Raw genomic sequence first — 20349 nt, forward strand, 5'->3', positions numbered from 1 at the left:
TTTTCGAGATCTTGACGGCACCTTTATCCAACCTCAAGGTTTATGCTTAGATTAGGATATTCACTAGAAGGTCATGTTTATGAACTACAAACATATTCTTGTTGCGCTTGAGCTTACTGACGAAAGTAAAGTGTTAGTCGATAAAGCGGTCTACTTGGCAAAACTGACGAATGCCGAGGTTTCATTTATCCATATTGATGGCTCTCACGGGGAGATTTACCCAGAAGTTGTCGACCTTCAAACCGAGACGAATCATCCGCCGTTTGGTGAGCACACCATTGAACAAATCCGCTCATTTGAATCGTACAGCGCATTCCCTATTAAGCACATCCTGCTTGGCTCGGGAGACCTAGCCGATAAATTAGCGAATACGATCGAAAATAATAACGTCGATCTCTTGCTCTGTGGTCACCACCACGATTTTTGGAGCAAAATTGTCTCTTACTCCAAACATTTAGTCGATGCATCTCCCGTTGATATCCTTGTGGTACCTATCTAGTCCTTTGTTGCTCCGCTTAACGTTGACAACGGGTCTCATAGCGAGGCCCGTTTTTAATTTTTATGCGTTTCTAACCGCCTCCTTGCCACGCTGCATTATGGACAAAAAGTTCCATAGTGATTGGCAAATATCGCTATTTTTCCGTTAGTTATCATGACGTAAATTACCCTCATCAAGAGACGCTGACGGCAATTGGCGCCAATATAGAGAAAGTTAGGAGCCCATATGACTCATCCAATTATCAAAGATTTAGAAACTCGCTACACCGCTAAAAAATATGACGCGACCAAACGCATTTCAGCGCAGGATATCGAAACCATCAAGCAAGCGATCCACCTATCTGCTTCATCAATTAACTCGCAACCATGGAAATTTATCGTGCTAGAGAGTAATGAAGCAAAACAAAGATTTCACGACACGTTTGCCAATAAGTTTGCGTTTAATCAACCACACGCAAAAGAAGCATCACATACGATTTTGTTTGCCCATAACCCACGTTATACCAAAGAGCAGTACAAAAAAGTTGTCGATGCTGAAGTGACATCAGGTCATTTACCAGCAGAGCGATACAACGACATGCTAAATGGCGCATTCGGTTTTGCTGAACTGAATACCGATGAGGCAGGCTACAACGGAAATTGGACGAAAGCTCAAACTTACATTGCCCTAGGTAATACCTTACACACACTGGCACGCTTGGGGATTGCTTCGACACCAATGGAAGGGGTTGATGCCGAGCTAATCGGTGACGTATTCAAAGAAGAGCTAGACGGATACGTATGTGATTTTGCACTTGCAATGGGCTACCACAAAGAAGGTGAAGACTATAACCACGGTCTGCCAAAAGCTCGTTTGCCTATTGAAGACGTTATCACAACACTTTAAAGCATCGGAGCGGATACTATGGCGAAACGCACGATCGTTGCCAATATCACCGCTAAACCGCATGACTCACATTCAGTGAGCCACACAAAATCACAAGGCTTCCTTTAAGGAAGCCTTTTTGCTTCCATTCATCACGCTAATGACTATTTCATCTTGGACTCTAAAAACATGCGCGACCTAACATTTTAGGGCTAGCTCATAACAAGAAAATTATTTTGATGATCTGAGTCAATTTGAAGAGAGGATTAGTTTATCCAATTTATCTAATATTAGGAAAAATAAATATACTAATTGAGGATACGTCATGACATCAGTTTCGCGAGAGCAGAGTCCGGAAAACACACAACTCACCCGCAAAGGTTTCTCCTCGCTGTTCGCTAAAGTAAGTACCAAACTAAAATTGGCGATCTTACTGACCTTCATTGCCTTCTTGTTCTTAGGCTATAAAGGCATATCCGGTATGCAGACATCTGCCAGTTTTATTGAAGAACTGTATAGCCAAGGGATGCAACATACTATAAGAACCAGTCGAGTCATTGACGAACTAAGTAATGCCCGAAGCGCATTGCTACTCTCATTTCAACATGATCCTTCATCGGACACGGCAGCAATGCATGACCACCCTTTGCAGTTCCATATTGATCAGATTCAGACCTCACTGAAAACCTTGCATCATATTATTGATAACGAACTATTAAAGTCCGAGCTTGGCGCAGAAGAAAAAACCGTTGTCACTAATCTAGCAAAAGTCATTGACGATATTACCAACCAAGGTTTTGAACCCGCCATCGCCAAATTGAATTCTGGTGACTTTAACGGCTCCAACCTCATCCTTCTGAATGAGATAAATCCGTTGTTTAACGAGGCTTACAAATTCGCAGAAACCTTTTTCACAATGCAGGTAAACGAAGGTAAAAACAGTTTTAATCAGGCCAATGAAAACACCCGTCACTTTATCGTTGCGGTAAGCGGTATCACACTGATTTCTCTGGTCGTGATCATTGGCCTTTCCACCGTAGTAGTAAAACGCATTAACGCTGCCGTGACCCAACTAGAGACCTCTTCAGGGCAAATTGCCCAAGGGGATCTGACCCAGCGTTTATCTCTGAGTGGAAACGATGAGTTTGCTCGTATTGCTGACTCAGTCAACAATATTGTGAGCAGTTTTCAGCATGTTGTGCAGACCAACCGTGATTCCATCAGTCAATTAGCACGCTCTGCCGAAGAGAGCTCAGCCGTCGCAGTACAGACCAAACAAAACATCCTGACGCAGCAAGCGCAAACCGAGCAAATCGCAACGGCCATCAATGAGTTTACCGCTACGGTTCATGAAGTCGCGCAAAGCGCCTCATCAGCGGCACAAGCTTCTGAACAGGCGGATCAGGCCGCTGAAAGCGGTCAGAAAGTGGTGACGGAAAGTATCGACTTGATTGAAAAACTATCGAGAGAAATGCAAGACTCTGTCAACGCGATGCACCAGTTGGCGAAGCACTCAGAAGAGATCGGCAGTGTGGTCGATGTGATTCAGGGGATTTCAGAACAGACTAACTTGCTGGCACTCAACGCCGCTATCGAAGCGGCGCGGGCAGGAGAACAAGGACGAGGTTTTGCGGTGGTGGCTGACGAAGTACGAACACTCGCCAGTCGAACTCAACAGTCAACGCAAGAGATACTCGAGACCATTCAGCGTTTGCAAAATGGCAGCCGTGAATCGACCCAACGTTTAGAAATCGGCGCACAAAATGCGTTGTCTACGGTTGAAAAAGCTCGTGAAGCAGGCGATGCACTCAATTTGATTAAGTCGAGTGTCGATCAAATCACGGCGATGAATGTCCAAATTGCGACTGCCGCAGAACAACAAAGTCTAGTGACTGAAGAGATAAACACTAACATATCGAGTATCAGCGAAATTTCCAATCAAACAGCGGTGGGAGCGGAGCAAAGCAGTGCGGCGACGCAAGAGTTAGCCGAGCTCACAGAACTGCTTCACCATGAAATCGAACATTATCGCGTTTAATCAAAAGCTGCTGACCCAGATCATCTCACTCTGGGTCAGCGTTTTCTTTTGCAACAAAAATCACAGCAATACCACTTAACACAAGTAACGCTGCGATTACGGAACTCGTTGTAATCGTCTCGCCAAGGCCAATACTACCCGCTGCAAACGCAATAACGGGCACACTAAGTTGAGCGACAGAGGCCTGCAACATCGATATCTGTTTCACTACTCGATACCAAAGAATATAACCAAATCCAGATGCGAAAATTCCCGACAACAATGCCCATCCCACCCCGCTCAGCGTGAGGGTTGCGGTATGAACAAGCCATGGACTCAGCACTAAAGCAATGACGCTCGCCAGTACAAAACCATGCGTAATTGAGAGTGAAGGTGCCGCCGCCGTGCGTCCCAACAACGTAAAAGCAGCCCAACAAATACCGGACAACATCATCAAGATCGCGGCGTATCACCAAAATCACCGCTAAAGTAATTGCACCTGATAACAATCGGATGAAGGTAAAAGACCCCGGATCTATCGCCTCTTCAGCCAGAGCAAAACGACAAAAAAACGAGTTCGCAGCAAAAGCGATCAAAGCCAAAATCAGATTGATTGAATTAGACATGTGCCATCCCATTTAAGTCCAACTAAAGTATATCGGCAAACCATAGGGGCGATAGCAGCATTGATTATGATTAATAGCGTCTAAGTCTAAAGAATCAATCGTCTTGCTCTAGGTCTTCTTCCTCAAACATCGATGAACGTTTGATTTCATATTGATTGAAACTAAAAATACTCGCGCCTCGGACGCGTTTGGTGATCACCTTTTCATCGCCAAACTGAACCGTTACGTGAGTAAACACTTTGTTCTTAGCCTCTAAGGTACACTCAGCCAACGCGACTTCTAACTCTTGATCATTAGTGTCTCGAGCATGTTTCACCTTCTCGAGATGAGCATTGGCTTCCTGCTTGTCTGCCTCTAACTTCTGTTCTTGTTCGGGAGTACGCTCTGACTTGGGCGTTTTTTTGAATTCCAGCTCTTTGCGGATAATACCCATAGTCCCTTCTTGAGCTTGAGTATATTGTTCTTTGAGCTTAGCTTGACGCTCTTTATACATTTGAAAGCGAGCAAAAGCATGCACGTAGGTAGCGGTATCGCCTTCTACACCGAGATTTACGCACGTCACCTTGCCGCCCACTTTAGCAGAGCCACCACTTAAAGTGCCCTGCTTTTCGTTGGCGTCACAAACCACGAGATTGTGTCCACAACGAACTTCATTACCCATACAGTGGACACTAAGGTGAATGTCATTTGCAGCCTGTAGTTCGGCGAACTGCGCATAGTTGGCGGTAATAGAACCACCCGATTTTACGATACAGCTTTTCTTCTCACCTTCAGAAACGTTATGGCCAATGATCCCTTTAGCCACTTCGATATCACCTTGAACTTGGATATCGGCTGATTCAATAAAGCCACCAACCGTGAGATTCCCTGTCGCCCTCACGACCATATCTGACTCGACATTGCCGAGGACGACAACATTGCCCTTGAATTTAACATGCCCCGTCGCCACACCAATGGTAGGGAGGCATAGTGCATCTTCAACCTCAACACCACGCTCTTTGAGAATCGGCATGCCCGAAACGGAGGCAATTAACAGATTGGGATTATCAGGGGAGATCATCGTGCCCTTGCCGACCTTAAACACCGCATCTTTACCCGGCTTAGGTGGAATGACTTTGCCAAGCACCGTCATCCCAGGCAACCCCTTAGTAGCAGGAACCCGTTTCATTAAAGGGTCATTTTGTGAAACATTGATCGTCTCGCCCAAGTTAAGCATATCGACTTTACCATCAACGGAAGATTCTTTAGGCGCGAGAACTTGTTTGGTGGGATCTTTGACCAAAGGAACAAATTTGGCGTCTACACCCTGTTTAGGTTGCTTGCCTTGTGCGACGGCTTGAGTGAACGTCTCTCCAGGTTTCAACTGATGGCTCATGACCAGTACTTTTTTCAAGGCGAGCTTATTGATCCCTTTAGTCACATGCATTTGAGCCAAAGCGTGAACAATTTGTGGGCCTCTGAGTGGTTGCCCACGATAGGCACCAGTGACAACCATACTAGCAAGCATGTCATGATCAGAAAGAACGACTTCGACACAAGCATTGCGTACCTCAGCAACCGTGATGCCAACATAGGCTTCGCTTTTCATCTCTTTTGCGCAATGAATAAAACGAGTGACTTCGTCTTCAAGCACAAATAAGTCTCCAGCGCCAATTGCTGACAACGCTTCACTCAAACCGCGACTGTCAAAATTCTTATCAACCGTGATATCGGGTAACAACTTCGCGATAACTTGTTTGTTATCATCAGAAAAAGCAACAAACTTATCCCACATGCCATTCTGCCTTTAAGTTCCTTCTAGGCCGAGTGTATAAAATTAATCCTCATCACTGTATCAAAATAGTGACAATTTCAGGCATATATCACTACATGATGTTTTTACACTGTAAATAACGTTAGCTAGAGCTCGGAAAGTGATGAGTCGCTTTTAACGAATATACTGCGGTGACACTGCGCCCCTGCTTTGAATACTCTAGTGAATCACACAATTCCGAAGCAAGAACAATACCGCGTCCGTGGGTGAGCGGCTGTTTTTCCTGACTTGAACCATAATTTTTCTGATAATCAAACCCTTCTCCATTATGCTCAAGTTCCATGATCAACTTTTCTTCTTTAGGTAAAAAATTGATGCTGAGTTCTGTCCAAGCACTGTCTTCCAACTCTTTTAGCTTTTCCTCTCGCAGTTGATAGAACAAGAAAAAACCATCAGGCTCTTCTTTTATCGCAGAATCAAGTCTTAACAGCCCGTGCTCAATCGCGTTGGCAAACAGCTCTGAGAGCACAGAACATACCAAGTCCAAATGCCCTCCTCCATGCAGTATGCCTGCCACGAACTTACGCACTTCAATCATCACGGAAACATTGCGCAATACTTCTCCATCTAAGCGTAGCTTAGATTGGCTGGGAATCTGATTGATCATCGTGCTATTTGGCGGTGGTTCTTGAACATTGCCGTTGGAGATAGGAAACCGCATGGCAAGAATGGATAAGTCATCCCCAACAGGCTTGTTCGCAAACTGACGAACGGAATCATACAAGGTTGGGATAATGGCTCGATTTGACAAAAATGCCTTCTCTAAACGCTGCTGACCAAATTGTTCACCTTCCTCATTCATCGCTTCGATAACACCGTCGGTATAGCAGATGATCTGTTGGTCTGGTTCCAATTTGAAATGCACCAAGTCCGATTCAAACTCATGAGGTTGTAGAACCCCCAATGGCATGTGAGTGGAAGTCAGTCGACGGACTATTGAACCATCTCGCTCAATCAAGTAACCATCAGGAAGCCCTCCCCCCCACCAAGAGACTTCAAACCCATTGGCACGTACCTCAAAGATACTTGCCGCCAACATCATGCCCATAGGTAAGAAACGGACTAAAACTTCATTAATCTCCCGAGCAATCTCTCCTAAAGAAAGCCCCTTTGGTGCCATGGAAAAGAACGCACGTGTAGCCGGTATGGCAGAGATTGCGGCAGGTAAGCCATGGCCGGTCGCATCAGCGATCATGACATAAACACCCCCATGAGGACGATTTGCCACAACGATTAAGTCACCGTTAAATACGGTAGATGGGGTTGAGAGGTAATTAATGCCAAAGATACTTTTTACCTGAGAACTCATTTCTATCATAAGATTAGAGAAAATGGACTCAGCGATCGCGTAATCATATCGTACCTGTTCATGGAACTGGCTGAGTTCATCACGATGTTCCATTACTTCATTATGCATCTTAACAATGCGATAGTGCGCTTGAACTTTTGCCAGCAAAACACTCCGTTCGACGGGCTTGAGAATAAAATCATCGCCATATTTCAGGCAACGTTCAAAAGATGCATGATCGTCTAATACTGTGAGGAAAATGATCGGTATATGGACATCAGGAAAAGCCTGCCGAATCTCGCTTGCAGTCGTGATGCCGTCTTTGACAGGCATCATCACGTCAAGCAAGATGACATCAGGCAAGTCATCCATTTCCAACATCGCCTGAACCACGCCTTCGCCATTTTCAAATGTGCTTACAACATCAGAGAGATCGCTAAGCATAAAGCGGCATAGCTCTCTGTTCGTAGCATGATCATCAACAATCATTACATGCATACGACCTCCTCAGCTTTTCATTCAATGACAAACTTCTTGTCGAATCGAGAAATGGTCAAAATCTTTCTAACTTGTGGCAAGGTGTTGGTTATTTTGATCATGCCATCGTCTTGGCCTAAGTAATTATGCATATTGAGCAACATGCCTAATCCAGCACTATCGATGTAATCAACTTTTCTTAGATCTATCGTAAAACGAAACTCTTGTCGGTCGTTATAACAGCGCCTAAAGTCCTGCACCAAATTGAACCCAAAAGCGCCCTCAATCAGTATTGTTATATGTTTCGCCGCAGCGTCTACCTGTGCTTCAACTGACATGTTTATCTCCTTGTGAAATAGTTAGACAACTCAAGAGTTCAGAACAGTTCAACCTCTCCTTCGTCAATGCTTTCTTGAGAAGCCGCTGGAGCACCACGATTGTCAACTTGCTCCTGTAATTCGACTAACGCCAATGTGAAATCATTAAAATCGATACCATTGGTTGTCCACTGTTGGCAGAGCTCAGCAAACTGCTGTAGATAGCCCACGGTTTGCTTGGCGTAATCACCTTGCTGGACAATGATATCGGCAAACTGTAAAGCACGAATTCCGTTATCAACTTGGGCGTGCAACAACTCGCCACTGGAACGGATTTTCTGTACCTCCTGCTCTACAGATATATTTACCTGCTGTACGCCTCGCAACATGTCATCGACTTTTTCCTTCGACTCAATGGCCTCGGTCATATCAATAGAGGCCATTTCACCAACGGTTTTGTTCGCCTCTTTAACCGTTTTTTGAGCCACACTGATCTCAGCTTCAATCTGGGTATTTAATTCTTCTGCTTTCACCGATAAGTTGCGTACCTCCTGAGCCACAACAGCGAATCCGCGTCCAGCGTCACCAGCCCGAGCTGCTTCTATTGCTGCGTTTAACGCCAACAAATTTGTCTGCTCAGACAGGCCTCTCACTTGCTCCAGCAAGCGGAATACGGCATCCAATTTATCCGACATATCATGAATACTATGTACCGCCGAGATACTTTTCTCTGAGACATCCACAAGAGTATCGACAAACTGACGAATGATTGCCTCAGTTTTAGGCAGTACCTGACTAATGTCGCTATCGCTATCACGGCTGCCAAGCAGATTGTCGACCAATTCAGCGGTGATCTGATTTTGCCCCTCCGCAAGTTTTTGTAGTTCAAAGTAGCTTTCGTTGAGAGTCTCCACTGACTCATCCACCACACTTCTCTGATGATCTAAAGGCTCTTTTAGTTGCTGAGAAAGCACCGTAAGTAACGGATAGACTTCCTTAGGTGTGGTATTCACTTGGCTTGGCGTTGCCACCGCTTGAGCACTCGATTCACTGTTATTCATTTGCTTTGGCATGACCAGCCATGGGATTGCCGCAGCCAACACCATCAAAGCAACATGGGCGATAGAGGAGGACATACTCACAGCAATCGACAAGAGCAATACTTGTAAGCCAACAGCGATGAAGTAGCGGGTTTTGATTTTGCTTATTTTTGTTTTCATCGTTCTTCCTTGATGTTGTAAGCCCAAACTATGAATCGCTAGATAAGTAGTGGCATATCTGCTCAGCAACGCTGTTGAGGTCAACCACTGACATTGCTGCATCCATTTCTACCGCGACACGAGGCATTCCCCAAACGACGGAAGAGGCTTGGTCCTGAGCGATGGTTTTCGCCCCCTGCTCTTTCATCCGAAGCATGCCTCTGGCTCCATCTTGTCCCATCCCCGTCAAGATCACACCTATGGCTTTTTTGCCTACCGTTTCTGCCACCGCATCAAACATGACATCAACGGAAGGCTTGTGTCGGTTGACGGCGGGACGATCATCGAGCTGACAGTAGAGGTGAGTACCACGTCGAACAACAACGATATGTTTGTCACCCGGAGCAAGATAGGCGCAGCCATTGGTCAATGGGGCTCGATTAGCGGTGAGCTCCTTAACCTCAATATCACTATGTTCATTGAGACGTTCAGCAAAAGAAGAGGAGAACATAGCACTGATATGTTGGGTAATAATGATCGGGGGTAACCCAGACGGCAACGTAGATAGCACTTGTTTTACCGCTTCAGTTCCACCGGTTGATGCGCCGATTGCAATCACTTCTACTTTGTGATTATGCTTAGGGGCCGCGAGCTTAACGGCCGAATTGTGTGCTGAAGACGTTGCAACATTCGCTCCCGCCGCCATCTTGATTTTTTCGTTAACCAACGCTTTATAGTTCACCATATCAGCCGTACTTTCTACCGCTGGTTTAGGGAAATAATCTACCGCGCCAAGCTCTAATGCCGCCAGTGTCGGCCCTGCCCCATGTTGAGTAAGAGTGGAAATCATCACCACAGGCATCGGTCTTAGACGCATCAAGTTTTTTAAGAACTGGACACCATTCATTTTTGGCATTTCGATGTCGAGTGTCAGCACATCGGGATTATGTTGCTTGATCAACTCTCGTGCTTGAAAGGGGTCTTCTGCCATGGCAACCACTTCTAAATCAGGATCTGAGTTGATCAGTTGTTGTAGTAAAGCTCTGAAGACTGGCGAATCATCAACAATAAGTACTTTAATTTTTCTCATTAAAACAGCTCCACGTCATCGTCATGTGGGCGATGACTTTCCCTATCCAACTGACTGGCATATTTTTCTTCTTGGTGCTGTAGGAGGTGCACTTCTGTAAACGGAATTCTCTTTAACCACGCCCTACCACTTATCGGGTCAAAAATGACTTTCCGAGGTTCAAGACCTCCTAGATCTTGTGCTGTCACATTCATTCCTTCTTGTTGAATGTAATTAAGAATAAATGCGACGTTCTTTTCCCCTATCATCGAGTTGCGCCCTAACATTTGCGCCCCTCCAAAGACCTTCACCTGCAAGGAAGATCGCTTAGCGCCTCTAGCGAGCATGGCATTAAGCAACATTTCCATCGCATAGCTCCCATAACGAGAAGCAGTAGAGACGACCTCCTCTGGATTCCATGATTTGAGCTGAGACTTGCTGTCAAATGGCAACAAAAAGTGATTCATTCCACCAATCCCTTCATTGGCATCCCACATACAAGCCGCGACACACGACCCTAGCCCTGTCGCGATCAACTCGTCTTGCGCTTTTGTGCTATATATCCCTCCTGGTAACAACTTCACTATGTGCTTTTCTTGGGTTGGATGGTAAAAGCGATTGAAGTGACTGTTTTCATATTTTGGTGTTACTAGCCTCGAACTGATCATTGTTATTGCCTATTTTTTTACGTAAATGGTGTGCCCAACATGGTGAAACAGATCAAGGTTCGCAGGGACACTCTCTGAATGACCAATAAAGAGCACGCCATTTGGTTTGAGTTGTTGATAAAAACGTTTGATCAATTTTGCTTGGGTCTGTCTGTCGAAATAGATCATCACATTCCGACATGAGATCAGATCAAAGGGCTCTGAAAAATCCCAACTCTCCAGTAAGTTCAACTGACGAAACTGAATGTATTTTTGCAATCCAATGCGACACTTAATGTTGCCCTGCTGTGCCCCAGTACCACGGACAAAACTCGGTTTAAGATACTTACTCGGTATCGTTTTAATCGCGTCATCGCTATAGATTCCACGCTGCGCATGTTGCAATACTTTGGTATCCAAATCCGTCGCAGTCAGTCTGATATCTTCAAACTGGTCGAACGCCTGTGCCCAATGGAGAGAAGCCACAAAGCTGTACGGCTCCTCTCCGGTTGAACAACCTGCGGACCAAATTCTGAGTTTGCTCAGTCCTTGTTCTCGCCACTCTTTAACAAGTACCTTTTCAAGAAACTCAAAGTGGTGATACTCGCGAAAGAACTGAGTTTTATTGGTTGTCAGGCAATTGATAAAGTTGGCTTGCTCCGACGGGTCCTGCTCAATCATGGGTCGGTAATCGCGAAAACGACGTAGGCCTAGTCGCCGTAGCTGGCGACTAATCCGGCCATAAACCATGGTTCTCTTTCGATCTGAAAAGAAGATGCCGACGTTTTTATGCATGAACCATTGAATAAACTTGAAGTCTTTATCCGTCAGTTCAAACTCACTCTTATCAGCCACCGAGTTTTCAGCCTGAACTAGAACTCTTCCCATTCGTCCCCATCCTCTTCAAGCTTGAAGCTAGAATTGGCAACCTTTGGTGTTCTAATTTCGCGAACATTGTTGTCTCTCACTTTGTCCAACGACTTAGATTCAAAGGTGGTCACATTGTTGTCCGTCGCAAAGAAGTTCATCAGATGCAGCAGTTGCTTGCCTTCGTCTTTGAGTGATTGACTCGCCGCGGAGGTTTCTTCAACCAATGACGCATTCTGCTGTGTCATCTCATCCATTGTTGCTATCGCTCGATTGATTTCATCAATACCCGTAGACTGCTCCTGACTTGAAGAGGCAATCTGTGCAATCAGCTCTGTCACTTTCTCTACGGCTTCTACAATCTCATTGAGCGTTTCTCCCGATTCATCAACCAGACGTGAACCTTCGTCGACTTTTTCAACACTGTCTTTGATTAGGCCTTTGATCTCTTTCGCCGCCGCCGCACTGCGCTGTGCGAGATTACGGACTTCACCAGCAACAACAGCAAAACCACGACCCTGTTCACCAGCACGAGCGGCTTCCACGGCGGCATTGAGTGCCAATAAGTTCGTTTGGAAAGCAATCTCATCTATCACGCCAATGATGTCGGCAATTTTCTTACTCGCGGTATTGATCTCGGCCATTGCAGACACCGCCTGACCAACCACTTCACCCCCTTTACTGGCTTTTTTAGCCGCATCATCCGATAGCTCGTTGGCTCCTTTGGCGTTATCCGCATTTTGGCGCACTGTTGCGGTCATTTGCTCCATACTCGCCGCTGTCTCTTCTAAGTTAGAGGCTTGAGCTTCGACGCGCTGACTCAAGTCATTGTTGCCTTCTGCAATCTCCGTAGAGGCAGTCGCAACGCGAGCCGATGACTGAGTAATTTTGTCAACCATATTGCGTAGGTTAAGAATGGAGGTGTTCACGGCATTGGACAGACGAGCAAACTCACCCGTGTTATCTTCGGGCATAGTGGTGTTGAGATTACCTTCCGCCACCTGACTCATGACATCAATACACTGGCCTAACGGAACAACCATGGTATCGAGTAAGTTGTTGATGCCATCGCCCAACTCTTTCATAAAGCCGTTATAAACGCTGGTATCAATACGTTCACTCAAGTCACCGGCAATGGCTTTTTGAATCAAGGATTCGACCTGACGCTGACCATCTTGCTGTTCAGTGATATCAACCCATTGCAATGCTGGCCCTATGTAGTTGCCCTGCCCATCTCGCATCGCAATACAGGTGAGGTTAAATTCCAATCCGCCGACCGCAATATTGGAGGAGAAAGGGAGGCGATCAGGATTGGTAATGATGTTGCGCTGGTGGCCTGGATTCTTATGGAAGATGTCGATGTTTTTTCCAACCAGATTACTGGCATCAAATCCTGGTAGAACTTTCTGAAGATCACTTTCTCGGCTGCGGAGCAAATTGTGTAATGCAGGATTGAGATACGTAATGATGCCCTCTTTGTTAGCCATCATAATATTGGTTGTCATGCCAGCAACCGCAGAGGCCAATCGACCAATCTCTTCTTCTTTTGCTCGCTCTTCAGTCACATCACGCCACTCAAGCGTATTACCAATATAGTTGCCCTGAGCGTCATTAATCGCAGCAACATTTAACTCAATCTTTAGATCTTTGATGCTAATGTCAGTGCTGTACGGCAAGTTATTCGGATCAGCCAGCAGTTGTCTTTGGTGAGCCGGATTGCGATGGAACTCGTCAATACAACGCCCCACTAACCACTCTTCACTGGCCGTAAATCCTGCCCATACTGAACGCATGGTTGCTTCATGCTTGCTAAACAGATTAATGGTTTCTTGGTTGGCGTAAGTGATTAACAGGTCTCTGTCTATCATGACCATCGCGGTTTGTGCCTGATTCACCGCGGCTTGTAAGCGGGCAATATCATTCTTCTGCTTAAGCGCTTCCGTTACGTCAGACCATTCTAACGTGTTACCTACATACGTACCGGTTGCATCTATAATCGCCCCTACATTCAGTTCAATCTTAACGTCTTTGACCGTGATGGTCGTGGTGTAAGGTAAGTTAGATGGATTGGATAGCATCTGTCGTTGATGACTCGGATTGGTGTGAAACAAGTCTATGCAATAGCCCAGTAAGAACTCTTCGGTTGCTTTAAAGTTTGGCCAAATCGATTGAAACAGAGCCTCATGCATCTTGAGCAGATCAACGGACTTCTGATTGAGATATGTGATATTGAAATCACGGTCAATCATCATCAGAGCGGTTTGAGCTGTGTTGAGTGCCGAGAGTAGTTGCTCCTTCGATATTCCTTGCTCTTCTTCAGGCAGGAACTCGTCGGTTAGCGTGTCCTGCGTTGGTACTACGAATTGAGCCGCAGGCCCTAGTTGTTTATTCCAAAATGCCATGAGTTACCTCTCACTGGTTGCTTCTTCTGACGTGTACTACCAAAACGAATAAACCGCATTCAGATTGGCATTAAGCCCAACTCTCTTCCGCTTGGTTGGGTACTGCTAGCTCTGCCGGATCGAACAAAGCGTCTAAATTAATAAGTACTAAATGACCATTGCTCACCGAGGCGATGCCACGGACATAGCTATGATCAACATCCGAGGATACGTGTGGTGATGGTTTTATCTGTTCTTCAGTCAACGGGTACACTTCTGAAACACCGTCGACAATAATGCCAAGTGGGTGTTTTTGGGTATCATTCAGAACAATCACAACCGTTGTGACACCTATTGTTGCGGGCGTTAAACCAAAGCGCATTCGTAAATCAACAATCGGCACATACTCTCCTCGGATCTCAAGCACACCTTTCATGTACGCCGGGGAATTTGGCACCTCTCTGACGGGGTTCCAACCGCGAACTTCTCGCACATCCAAAATCGGTACGCCGTACTCTTCACCTTCAAGTACAAAACTAAGAAACTCTTGCGTCGCGATCATGATTCGGCCCTCAGTATGCGTTCAATATTGAGTAACTCTTCCGTGTTGAGCAGTGACATCACCTGCTCGCCAACATTGATTAAACCTTGTAGGTAGGGCGTGACCATTGACTCACCGACTGCCGGATAGAGTTCATTGTGTCCGCGACTGACGACATCGCTCACGGCATCAACAACCAACCCCATCAAACGATCTCTTTCACTGTCACTGTAACGAAGTACAATCACAACTGTGGTTGGTAGATATTCACATTTGCCAACCGAGAAGCGAGAGCGTAAATCGATAACAGGAACAATCATTCCACGTAGGTTGATCACACCAAGAACAAACTTGGGAGCTCTGGGGATAGGCGTTGGTCTTTCCCAAACACGGATCTCTTCAACATCTTTGATTTCAACGCCATACAGTTCATGCGCCAGTTCGAAACTCAAAAAATCCGCGCTTTCACTTACTTCATCACCCATGCTGTCGAGTAGCGCTTCCGCTTGTTCAGCAATATTTTTTTTCGCGACATCATTCATTCCAACGGAACTGTCCATGTCTGTGATTACTGCATCCATATCGTCTCCTTACGCCGCAATACCGTTGTGAGTGACTTCGGAAGAACGATTGAGGAAGTTCGTGATTAACCCTTGGATATCGAGAATCAAAGAGACCGAGCCATCTCCTAAAATCGTTGCACCTGAGATACCAGCTACCTTGCTGTAGTTTGATTCAAGGCTCTTGATCACCACTTGCTGTTGGTCATGCAATTCATCAAGCAACAAACCCACTCGATTTCCAGCGGCCTCTACAAAGCAGAGAATGCGTTGCTCTAGTGCTCCACTCTCCCCCATCTCCAACTCATCTTGGAGACGTAAAATAGGAATGTTTTCTTCGCGTAATCGATAAAGTTCAATGCCACCAGAAGCAATCTTGATACAGGCAGGATCGATTTGAATTGATTCGACAATCGTCAGCAAAGGTATGACATACACCTCTCCCGCCACTTTGACTAACTGGCCATCAAGAATGGCTAATGTGAGAGGTAAACTAATCGTGAAACAACTTCCTTCACCCAGCTTAGATTCAACCTCGATATGTCCGCCGAGCTCCTCAATGTTGCGGCGAACAACATCCATTCCGACTCCTCGTCCAGAAATATCGGAAACTTGTTCTGCGGTTGAAAAACCCGGCGCAAAAATCAGATTCATCAGCTGTTTATCGGAATATTCGTCGCGGCGAGAATCCGCAGCCAATACACCTTTTTCTAATGCTTTATCCCATAACTTGTCACAGTTCAGCCCTGCACCATCATCTTTAATCTCAATCACTATTGAGCCACCCTGATGGTAAGCATTCAACTCAATGACACCGACCTCCGGCTTTCCGCTTGCAAGTCGCGTCGATGGTTGTTCGATTCCATGATCAATACCATTTCGAACAAGGTGGACTAATGGATCGACAATGCGCTCGAGGACGGTTTTATCGAGTTCGGTTTGCTCACCTTTTATTTGTAGATCCACCTGTTTCTCAAGACGACTCGATAGATCCCGCACCAAACGCGGGAAACGGCTGAATGCAAAACTCATCGGTAACATACGAATATTGAGTACGTTTTCTTGCAAGTCTTTGCTATTTTGCAGCAGTTGATCTAGGCCTGTTTTGAGCTTCTCTAATTTCTCAATCGTAAAGTCATTGCCAATTTCAGTGAGCATGGACTGGGTAATCACCAATTCGCCAACTAAGTTAATCAGGCTGTCGACTTTGTCTATGTCGACACGGATAGAGCTCACACTGGAATCCGATTTTGCCGCCTTTGTCGATTTCGCTTCAGTTTCTGTTTTCTTTTCGACGGCCTCAACTTGAGGTGCTGTTTGAACAACATCGCACAACGCACCACTAGCATCACTCAATTCATTGCTACCAATGCGTTCGACGGTTAAGTCACATTCATCTTCAACCCACTCGAAAATCTCTCGAATAAGCTCCTCTTCAACCAATCCGCTGATAGTGGCATGCCAAGAGAGATAGCAAAGTTCGGACTCCAAGGCTTCAATATCAGGTAGTTTTGACGTGTCGACATCTATCACACAAGACGCATCCAGTTCAGTCAGCTCACGGAGAATCCTTAATGGATCGTTACCACTAAAGAACATCTCCTGATGCGGAGTGAATACGATTCGCCAAGGCTGGTTACTTTCGTTGGCAGGTGAGCTTTGCGTTTCGGCTAGCTCAGCATTTGATGACTGAGGCTCTATTGAGTTCTCATTCAATAAGGCAACTAACTTGAGACTTATTTCTTGCTTGAGAGCGTCATTCACTTCACTCCCCTGTTCATGACCTTCAAGCATGCTGTGGATACAATCACCGCTTTTCAGTAACAGGTCGATCGTTTCGGCACTGAGACTACGTTGATGATTGCGGACGAGATCGAGGTAAGCTTCAACGCTATGAGTGAACTCGCTGATGTCGAGCAGATTAAACGTTCCTGCTCCCCCTTTGATTGAGTGAGCAGCACGAAAAATCGTATTGATTGACTCATCTTCTACATGGGTAGGATCCAAATTGAGCAACACATCTTCAAGCACTTCAAGATTTTCACGACATTCCTCGTAAAACATCTTGCGTAACTGTTCCATGTCTAAAGCCATAATAACCTCACCAATTGACGTTGCTATGTGAGAGAAGCGTCGTTTAAATCACACGTTTTAATGTTTTTAGGAGTGTGTCTGGATTAAACGGTTTTACTAACCAACCTGTCGCTCCAGCCGACTTACCTTCTTGTTTCTTGTCGGCACTGGTTTCCGTGGTCAGCATTAAAATTGGAATAAACTTGTATTGCGGTTTTTCGCGTAACGCTTTAACCAGCTCAAATCCACCCATATTTGGCATATTGACATCCGAAATGACCACATCGAATTTCGCTGAAGTCACTTTGCTTAGAGCGTCTCGCCCATCGTTTGCAGTCTCTACGTCATAGCCAGCGTCACGTAATGTGTGACTGACCATTTGGCGAATAGACACAGAATCATCCACAGCTAGTATTTTAGTCATGTTGCGGTTCTCCAACTTCACTATTGATATCAAACTGATCGTGCAGTCCTAATGTATTAATACCCTCGATTAGTAATGGAGTAGGTTTTACTAGTCGAATATCGATCTTATGGGATTTAGCGGATAAGAATAACGCGGTCAATGCCTGTAACCCCGCAGCATCAACGCGATTGACCTGTGAAGCATCGATATGAAGTTGATTGGTATCTTGAGCAAGCCAAGCCTTATAGTCATTGGCGCTATCGAGCACTGTCGAGATGTCCAATGACGCAGGTAATAAACAGTCCATGTTTTCAACCTTCACTTTATTATTATTCCTAGCCGATATTATCCATATTGCTTAAGATGAGTGTAGGAAGGAATAATTAATGCGCAAGCAAGTAAAACTAGATAGTTTGGGTGAGAGTTTGATGCAGAGAGGCGATATAAGAACTTTTCTCTTTAAGAATTAATCAATTACATAAGTTTGCACAGTTGGATAAATTTTCACAATTTTATCCAATGCCGTTCGAAAAACGACATGCAAAACTCTGAAACGTTTTCGATTTACAGTGTAAACACCAACGCGGTTTACACTGTAAATGGCTCCACACAGAACCGCTTTTACAGTGTAAATTTTGTAGATTTAGTGCGAGTAGAGAGAGTTAAGTGAGTAACTCGCCTAACTGCTGACGAAAAACTTGCTCTGCCTGCTTCCTGCCAGCAAAACCAAATTCAGCGATACAAGATGACCAAGTGTTTCGTTGTACCACGAGGCGTATGAAAAAGTTGCTGACTTTGCCTGCCAATGAAGGGGTATCTTGCCACCAAGAATAGAGATGGGGAGCGACGCTTTCGTAACTTGCCCCGCCTAAGCAATACCGCTCGATCAGTGGGTTGAAGCTAGGTTTATCAACGGAAGCATCTTTATTTGCGATTAAACTACGGACGAGTTCAATCTCAAGTTGAGCAAACAGAGTACTCAATGAATAATCGAAGCCATGAAAAAACTGCGTCCTCGCACTATTAAGCCAATCGACATTCCCTTTCACCATCACAAGAGAGTGCGTTCCACTCGCTTGATCACGTTGGCTGCCCAGCCGAACTGACGCAAAACCGCAGCGATGCCAAAATTGAACCAATTCACTCGTCGCCCCAAAGCTGGTGGAGTAAAAGTCATAGTCGCTATTGTGTATCAACTGACGAATCAATTGCTGTCCAATCCTTTTTCTTTGACCTTGAGGATGAACAGCAATCCGCATGATACGTAAGCTCGATTGTTGCGCCGCTTCAGTGATGCCAAGCTGGTTTGCTAAAGTTGTCGCAACCAAATGCCCTTTTGGTCGACGCTTACCCATGCAAATCTGCTCAAGCAGATCACTCGTCAACTTACCCTCTTCAATCGCTAGAATACATCCAAGGCAGATATCACCATCGAATGCGGTATAAAGGTGAATCGCATCGTCAGCGAGTAACAACATCAGGTCATTCGGTGAAGTTTGGTAGTGAGCGTTGACCAACAAAGCGAAACAGTTGTTAAGAATCTCAGGAGAAGAAATCAGTTGACGCTTGTCTACCCGCTGCAAGATAGGGTCTTGAGCATGACTGGAAAGATCCATCAACTCACTATTGAGCAGAAAACTATCGAACAACCACTTTTCTAACGGGTCATCAGTCGCCCATCTTATAGGCTGTTGCAGATGATAAAAGGACGTTCCTGGGCGTTGCTGTTTAAGCCAAGTTTGAAACTTTAAGCTAAAGCCACGACCACAACCTTCATAGCCATGAATCGTCGTTGAAAAGACGGCTCGATGGTATTGTTCTACCATACTTTGCAGCATAGGAATTGGAATCGCCGAGGCTTCATCAACCAATAGACAATCAAGCTCAGTTTGGTTGCGTAATAACTCATCCGGCGCAACAAACTCAAGAATCGACTGCTGAAAGCACAGCTGGTTGTTGTCCATCTTGACGCCATTCAATAAACGACTGGCATGCTCAAAAACAGGTTGAACGGTTGCGATACTTGGCGCGGTAACAACGATGCGTAGAGTGCGAGATTGCATCAGTTGAGCCGCAGCTATGCCTAGGGCACTACTTTTTCCGCGCCCACGATCAGCGGTCATCACTAATGGTCTCTTTCGGTGACCTTCCACCACTTTGATAATTTTCTCTATCGCTTGTTGTTGGTCTTGATATGGCTCGAAATCACTGACCTTAGTGCTAGGTAGTTGGGGCAACGATTGATCTTGATGGAGCTGAATCAGTCCATCCAATGCGTTCGCCAACCACATTTGGTCAAGACGCTCTCTGTCTTCTTTGGCGGTGACGATAACAATCAGACCGCCTCCTCGAACACAGCCTGTTGCGGCGGTAAAACTGTTGGCATCAAAGCCAGCACGAAAATCACAGATCAGCAGTTGGCACTCTTGCCCCAACAACTGCTGACCCTTATTGAACTTAGCGAACCGACTGACTTCTACTGAAGCATCGCCACCCAATTGATAGATAGCCGATGGATCAACTTGGCTAGCAACCTCGACAAGACATTGCTGTTGCCACTCATCGCTTCCACGAACAACGACACCAAAACGGTGATTACGCTGAGTGGCAATAACGAGAAGCTGAGAAAAGTAGTCGTGTATGGTTTTCATGCAATAGGTACTGTTTCAATCGTATTTATCTGCCGACATTATGACATAAAAAAA

17 protein-coding genes and 1 pseudogene are annotated in these 20349 nt (G+C 45.5%); 3 read left to right on the forward strand and 15 right to left on the reverse strand.

Translation table 11 applies throughout. The features are described 5' to 3' along the window. Positions 1-79: 79 nt before the first annotated feature. From QTN94_RS11140 to QTN94_RS11150, 3 genes are all read left to right on the forward strand, one after another. Positions 80-499, forward strand: a complete 420-nt coding sequence (locus QTN94_RS11140) for a universal stress protein (RefSeq protein WP_138973043.1) — start codon at positions 80-82, stop codon at positions 497-499. Positions 500-724: 225 nt separating this feature from the next. After that, positions 725-1384: a nitroreductase family protein gene (locus QTN94_RS11145; RefSeq protein ID WP_331427678.1), complete on the forward strand. Its 660-nt coding sequence runs from the start codon at positions 725-727 to the stop codon at positions 1382-1384. Positions 1385-1688: 304 nt separating this feature from the next. Then, the gene (locus QTN94_RS11150) at positions 1689-3401 is read left to right on the forward strand and encodes a methyl-accepting chemotaxis protein (protein WP_331427679.1); all 1713 of its coding nucleotides are present in this window, start codon (positions 1689-1691) and stop codon (positions 3399-3401) included. Between the two features lie 25 nt (positions 3402-3426). Here the strand turns inward: QTN94_RS11150 and QTN94_RS11155 are convergent. The 15 genes and pseudogenes from QTN94_RS11155 to QTN94_RS11225 all read right to left on the reverse strand — a co-directional run bounded on the left by QTN94_RS11155 (position 3427) and on the right by QTN94_RS11225 (position 20295). Beyond that, positions 3427-4006, reverse strand: a pseudogene (locus QTN94_RS11155) (EamA family transporter). Positions 4007-4100: 94 nt separating this feature from the next. After that, a complete protein-coding gene (locus QTN94_RS11160) occupies positions 4101-5780 on the reverse strand; it encodes a DUF342 domain-containing protein (protein WP_331427680.1) in 1680 nt (559 codons plus the stop codon). 121 nt (positions 5781-5901) lie between these two features. Further along, positions 5902-7605 carry an ATP-binding SpoIIE family protein phosphatase gene (locus QTN94_RS11165; protein ID WP_331427681.1) on the reverse strand — a complete coding sequence of 568 codons (1704 nt, stop codon included), beginning with the start codon at positions 7603-7605 and terminating at the stop codon, positions 5902-5904. A gap of 17 nt (positions 7606-7622) precedes the next feature. Beyond that, positions 7623-7922 (reverse strand): STAS domain-containing protein, encoded by a 300-nt coding sequence (locus tag QTN94_RS11170; RefSeq protein ID WP_138973049.1) that lies wholly within the window; start codon positions 7920-7922, stop codon positions 7623-7625. Between the two features lie 38 nt (positions 7923-7960). Further along, positions 7961-9121: a methyl-accepting chemotaxis protein gene (locus QTN94_RS11175; RefSeq protein WP_331427682.1), complete on the reverse strand. Its 1161-nt coding sequence runs from the start codon at positions 9119-9121 to the stop codon at positions 7961-7963. Between the two features lie 28 nt (positions 9122-9149). Further along, positions 9150-10190: a protein-glutamate methylesterase/protein-glutamine glutaminase gene (locus QTN94_RS11180; protein WP_331418062.1), complete on the reverse strand. Its 1041-nt coding sequence runs from the start codon at positions 10188-10190 to the stop codon at positions 9150-9152. Then, the gene (locus tag QTN94_RS11185) at positions 10190-10837 is read right to left on the reverse strand and encodes a chemotaxis protein CheD (protein WP_331427683.1); all 648 of its coding nucleotides are present in this window, start codon (positions 10835-10837) and stop codon (positions 10190-10192) included. Before QTN94_RS11185 ends, QTN94_RS11180 begins: the two co-directional genes overlap by 1 nt. A 9-nt stretch (positions 10838-10846) precedes the next feature. Further along, positions 10847-11704, reverse strand: coding sequence for a CheR family methyltransferase (locus tag QTN94_RS11190; protein WP_331427684.1), 858 nt, complete (start codon positions 11702-11704; stop codon positions 10847-10849). After that, on the reverse strand, positions 11689-14085 hold the full coding sequence (gene aer2, locus QTN94_RS11195) for an aerotaxis transducer Aer2 (RefSeq protein WP_331427685.1): 2397 nt from the start codon (positions 14083-14085) through the stop codon (positions 11689-11691). Before aer2 ends, QTN94_RS11190 begins: the two co-directional genes overlap by 16 nt. A 70-nt stretch (positions 14086-14155) precedes the next feature. Then, the gene (locus tag QTN94_RS11200; protein WP_138973055.1) at positions 14156-14626 is read right to left on the reverse strand and encodes a chemotaxis protein CheW; all 471 of its coding nucleotides are present in this window, start codon (positions 14624-14626) and stop codon (positions 14156-14158) included. Further along, positions 14623-15090, reverse strand: coding sequence for a chemotaxis protein CheW (locus tag QTN94_RS11205; RefSeq protein WP_419723633.1), 468 nt, complete (start codon positions 15088-15090; stop codon positions 14623-14625). Before QTN94_RS11205 ends, QTN94_RS11200 begins: the two co-directional genes overlap by 4 nt. Positions 15091-15195: 105 nt before the next feature. After that, complete coding sequence (locus QTN94_RS11210) at positions 15196-17259, reverse strand: chemotaxis protein CheA (RefSeq protein WP_331427686.1); 2064 nt, start codon at positions 17257-17259, stop codon at positions 15196-15198. 43 nt (positions 17260-17302) lie between these two features. Next, positions 17303-17662 (reverse strand): response regulator, encoded by a 360-nt coding sequence (locus tag QTN94_RS11215; protein ID WP_138973058.1) that lies wholly within the window; start codon positions 17660-17662, stop codon positions 17303-17305. Further along, on the reverse strand, positions 17655-17951 hold the full coding sequence (locus QTN94_RS11220) for an STAS domain-containing protein (protein WP_331427687.1): 297 nt from the start codon (positions 17949-17951) through the stop codon (positions 17655-17657). Before QTN94_RS11220 ends, QTN94_RS11215 begins: the two co-directional genes overlap by 8 nt. 355 nt (positions 17952-18306) lie before the next feature. Further along, positions 18307-20295 (reverse strand): tRNA(Met) cytidine acetyltransferase TmcA, encoded by a 1989-nt coding sequence (locus tag QTN94_RS11225; protein ID WP_331427688.1) that lies wholly within the window; start codon positions 20293-20295, stop codon positions 18307-18309. Between the last annotated feature and the right edge of the window lie 54 nt (positions 20296-20349).

The organism is Vibrio sp. M250220, from assembly GCF_036533795.1.
Classification (GTDB): domain Bacteria; phylum Pseudomonadota; class Gammaproteobacteria; order Enterobacterales; family Vibrionaceae; genus Vibrio.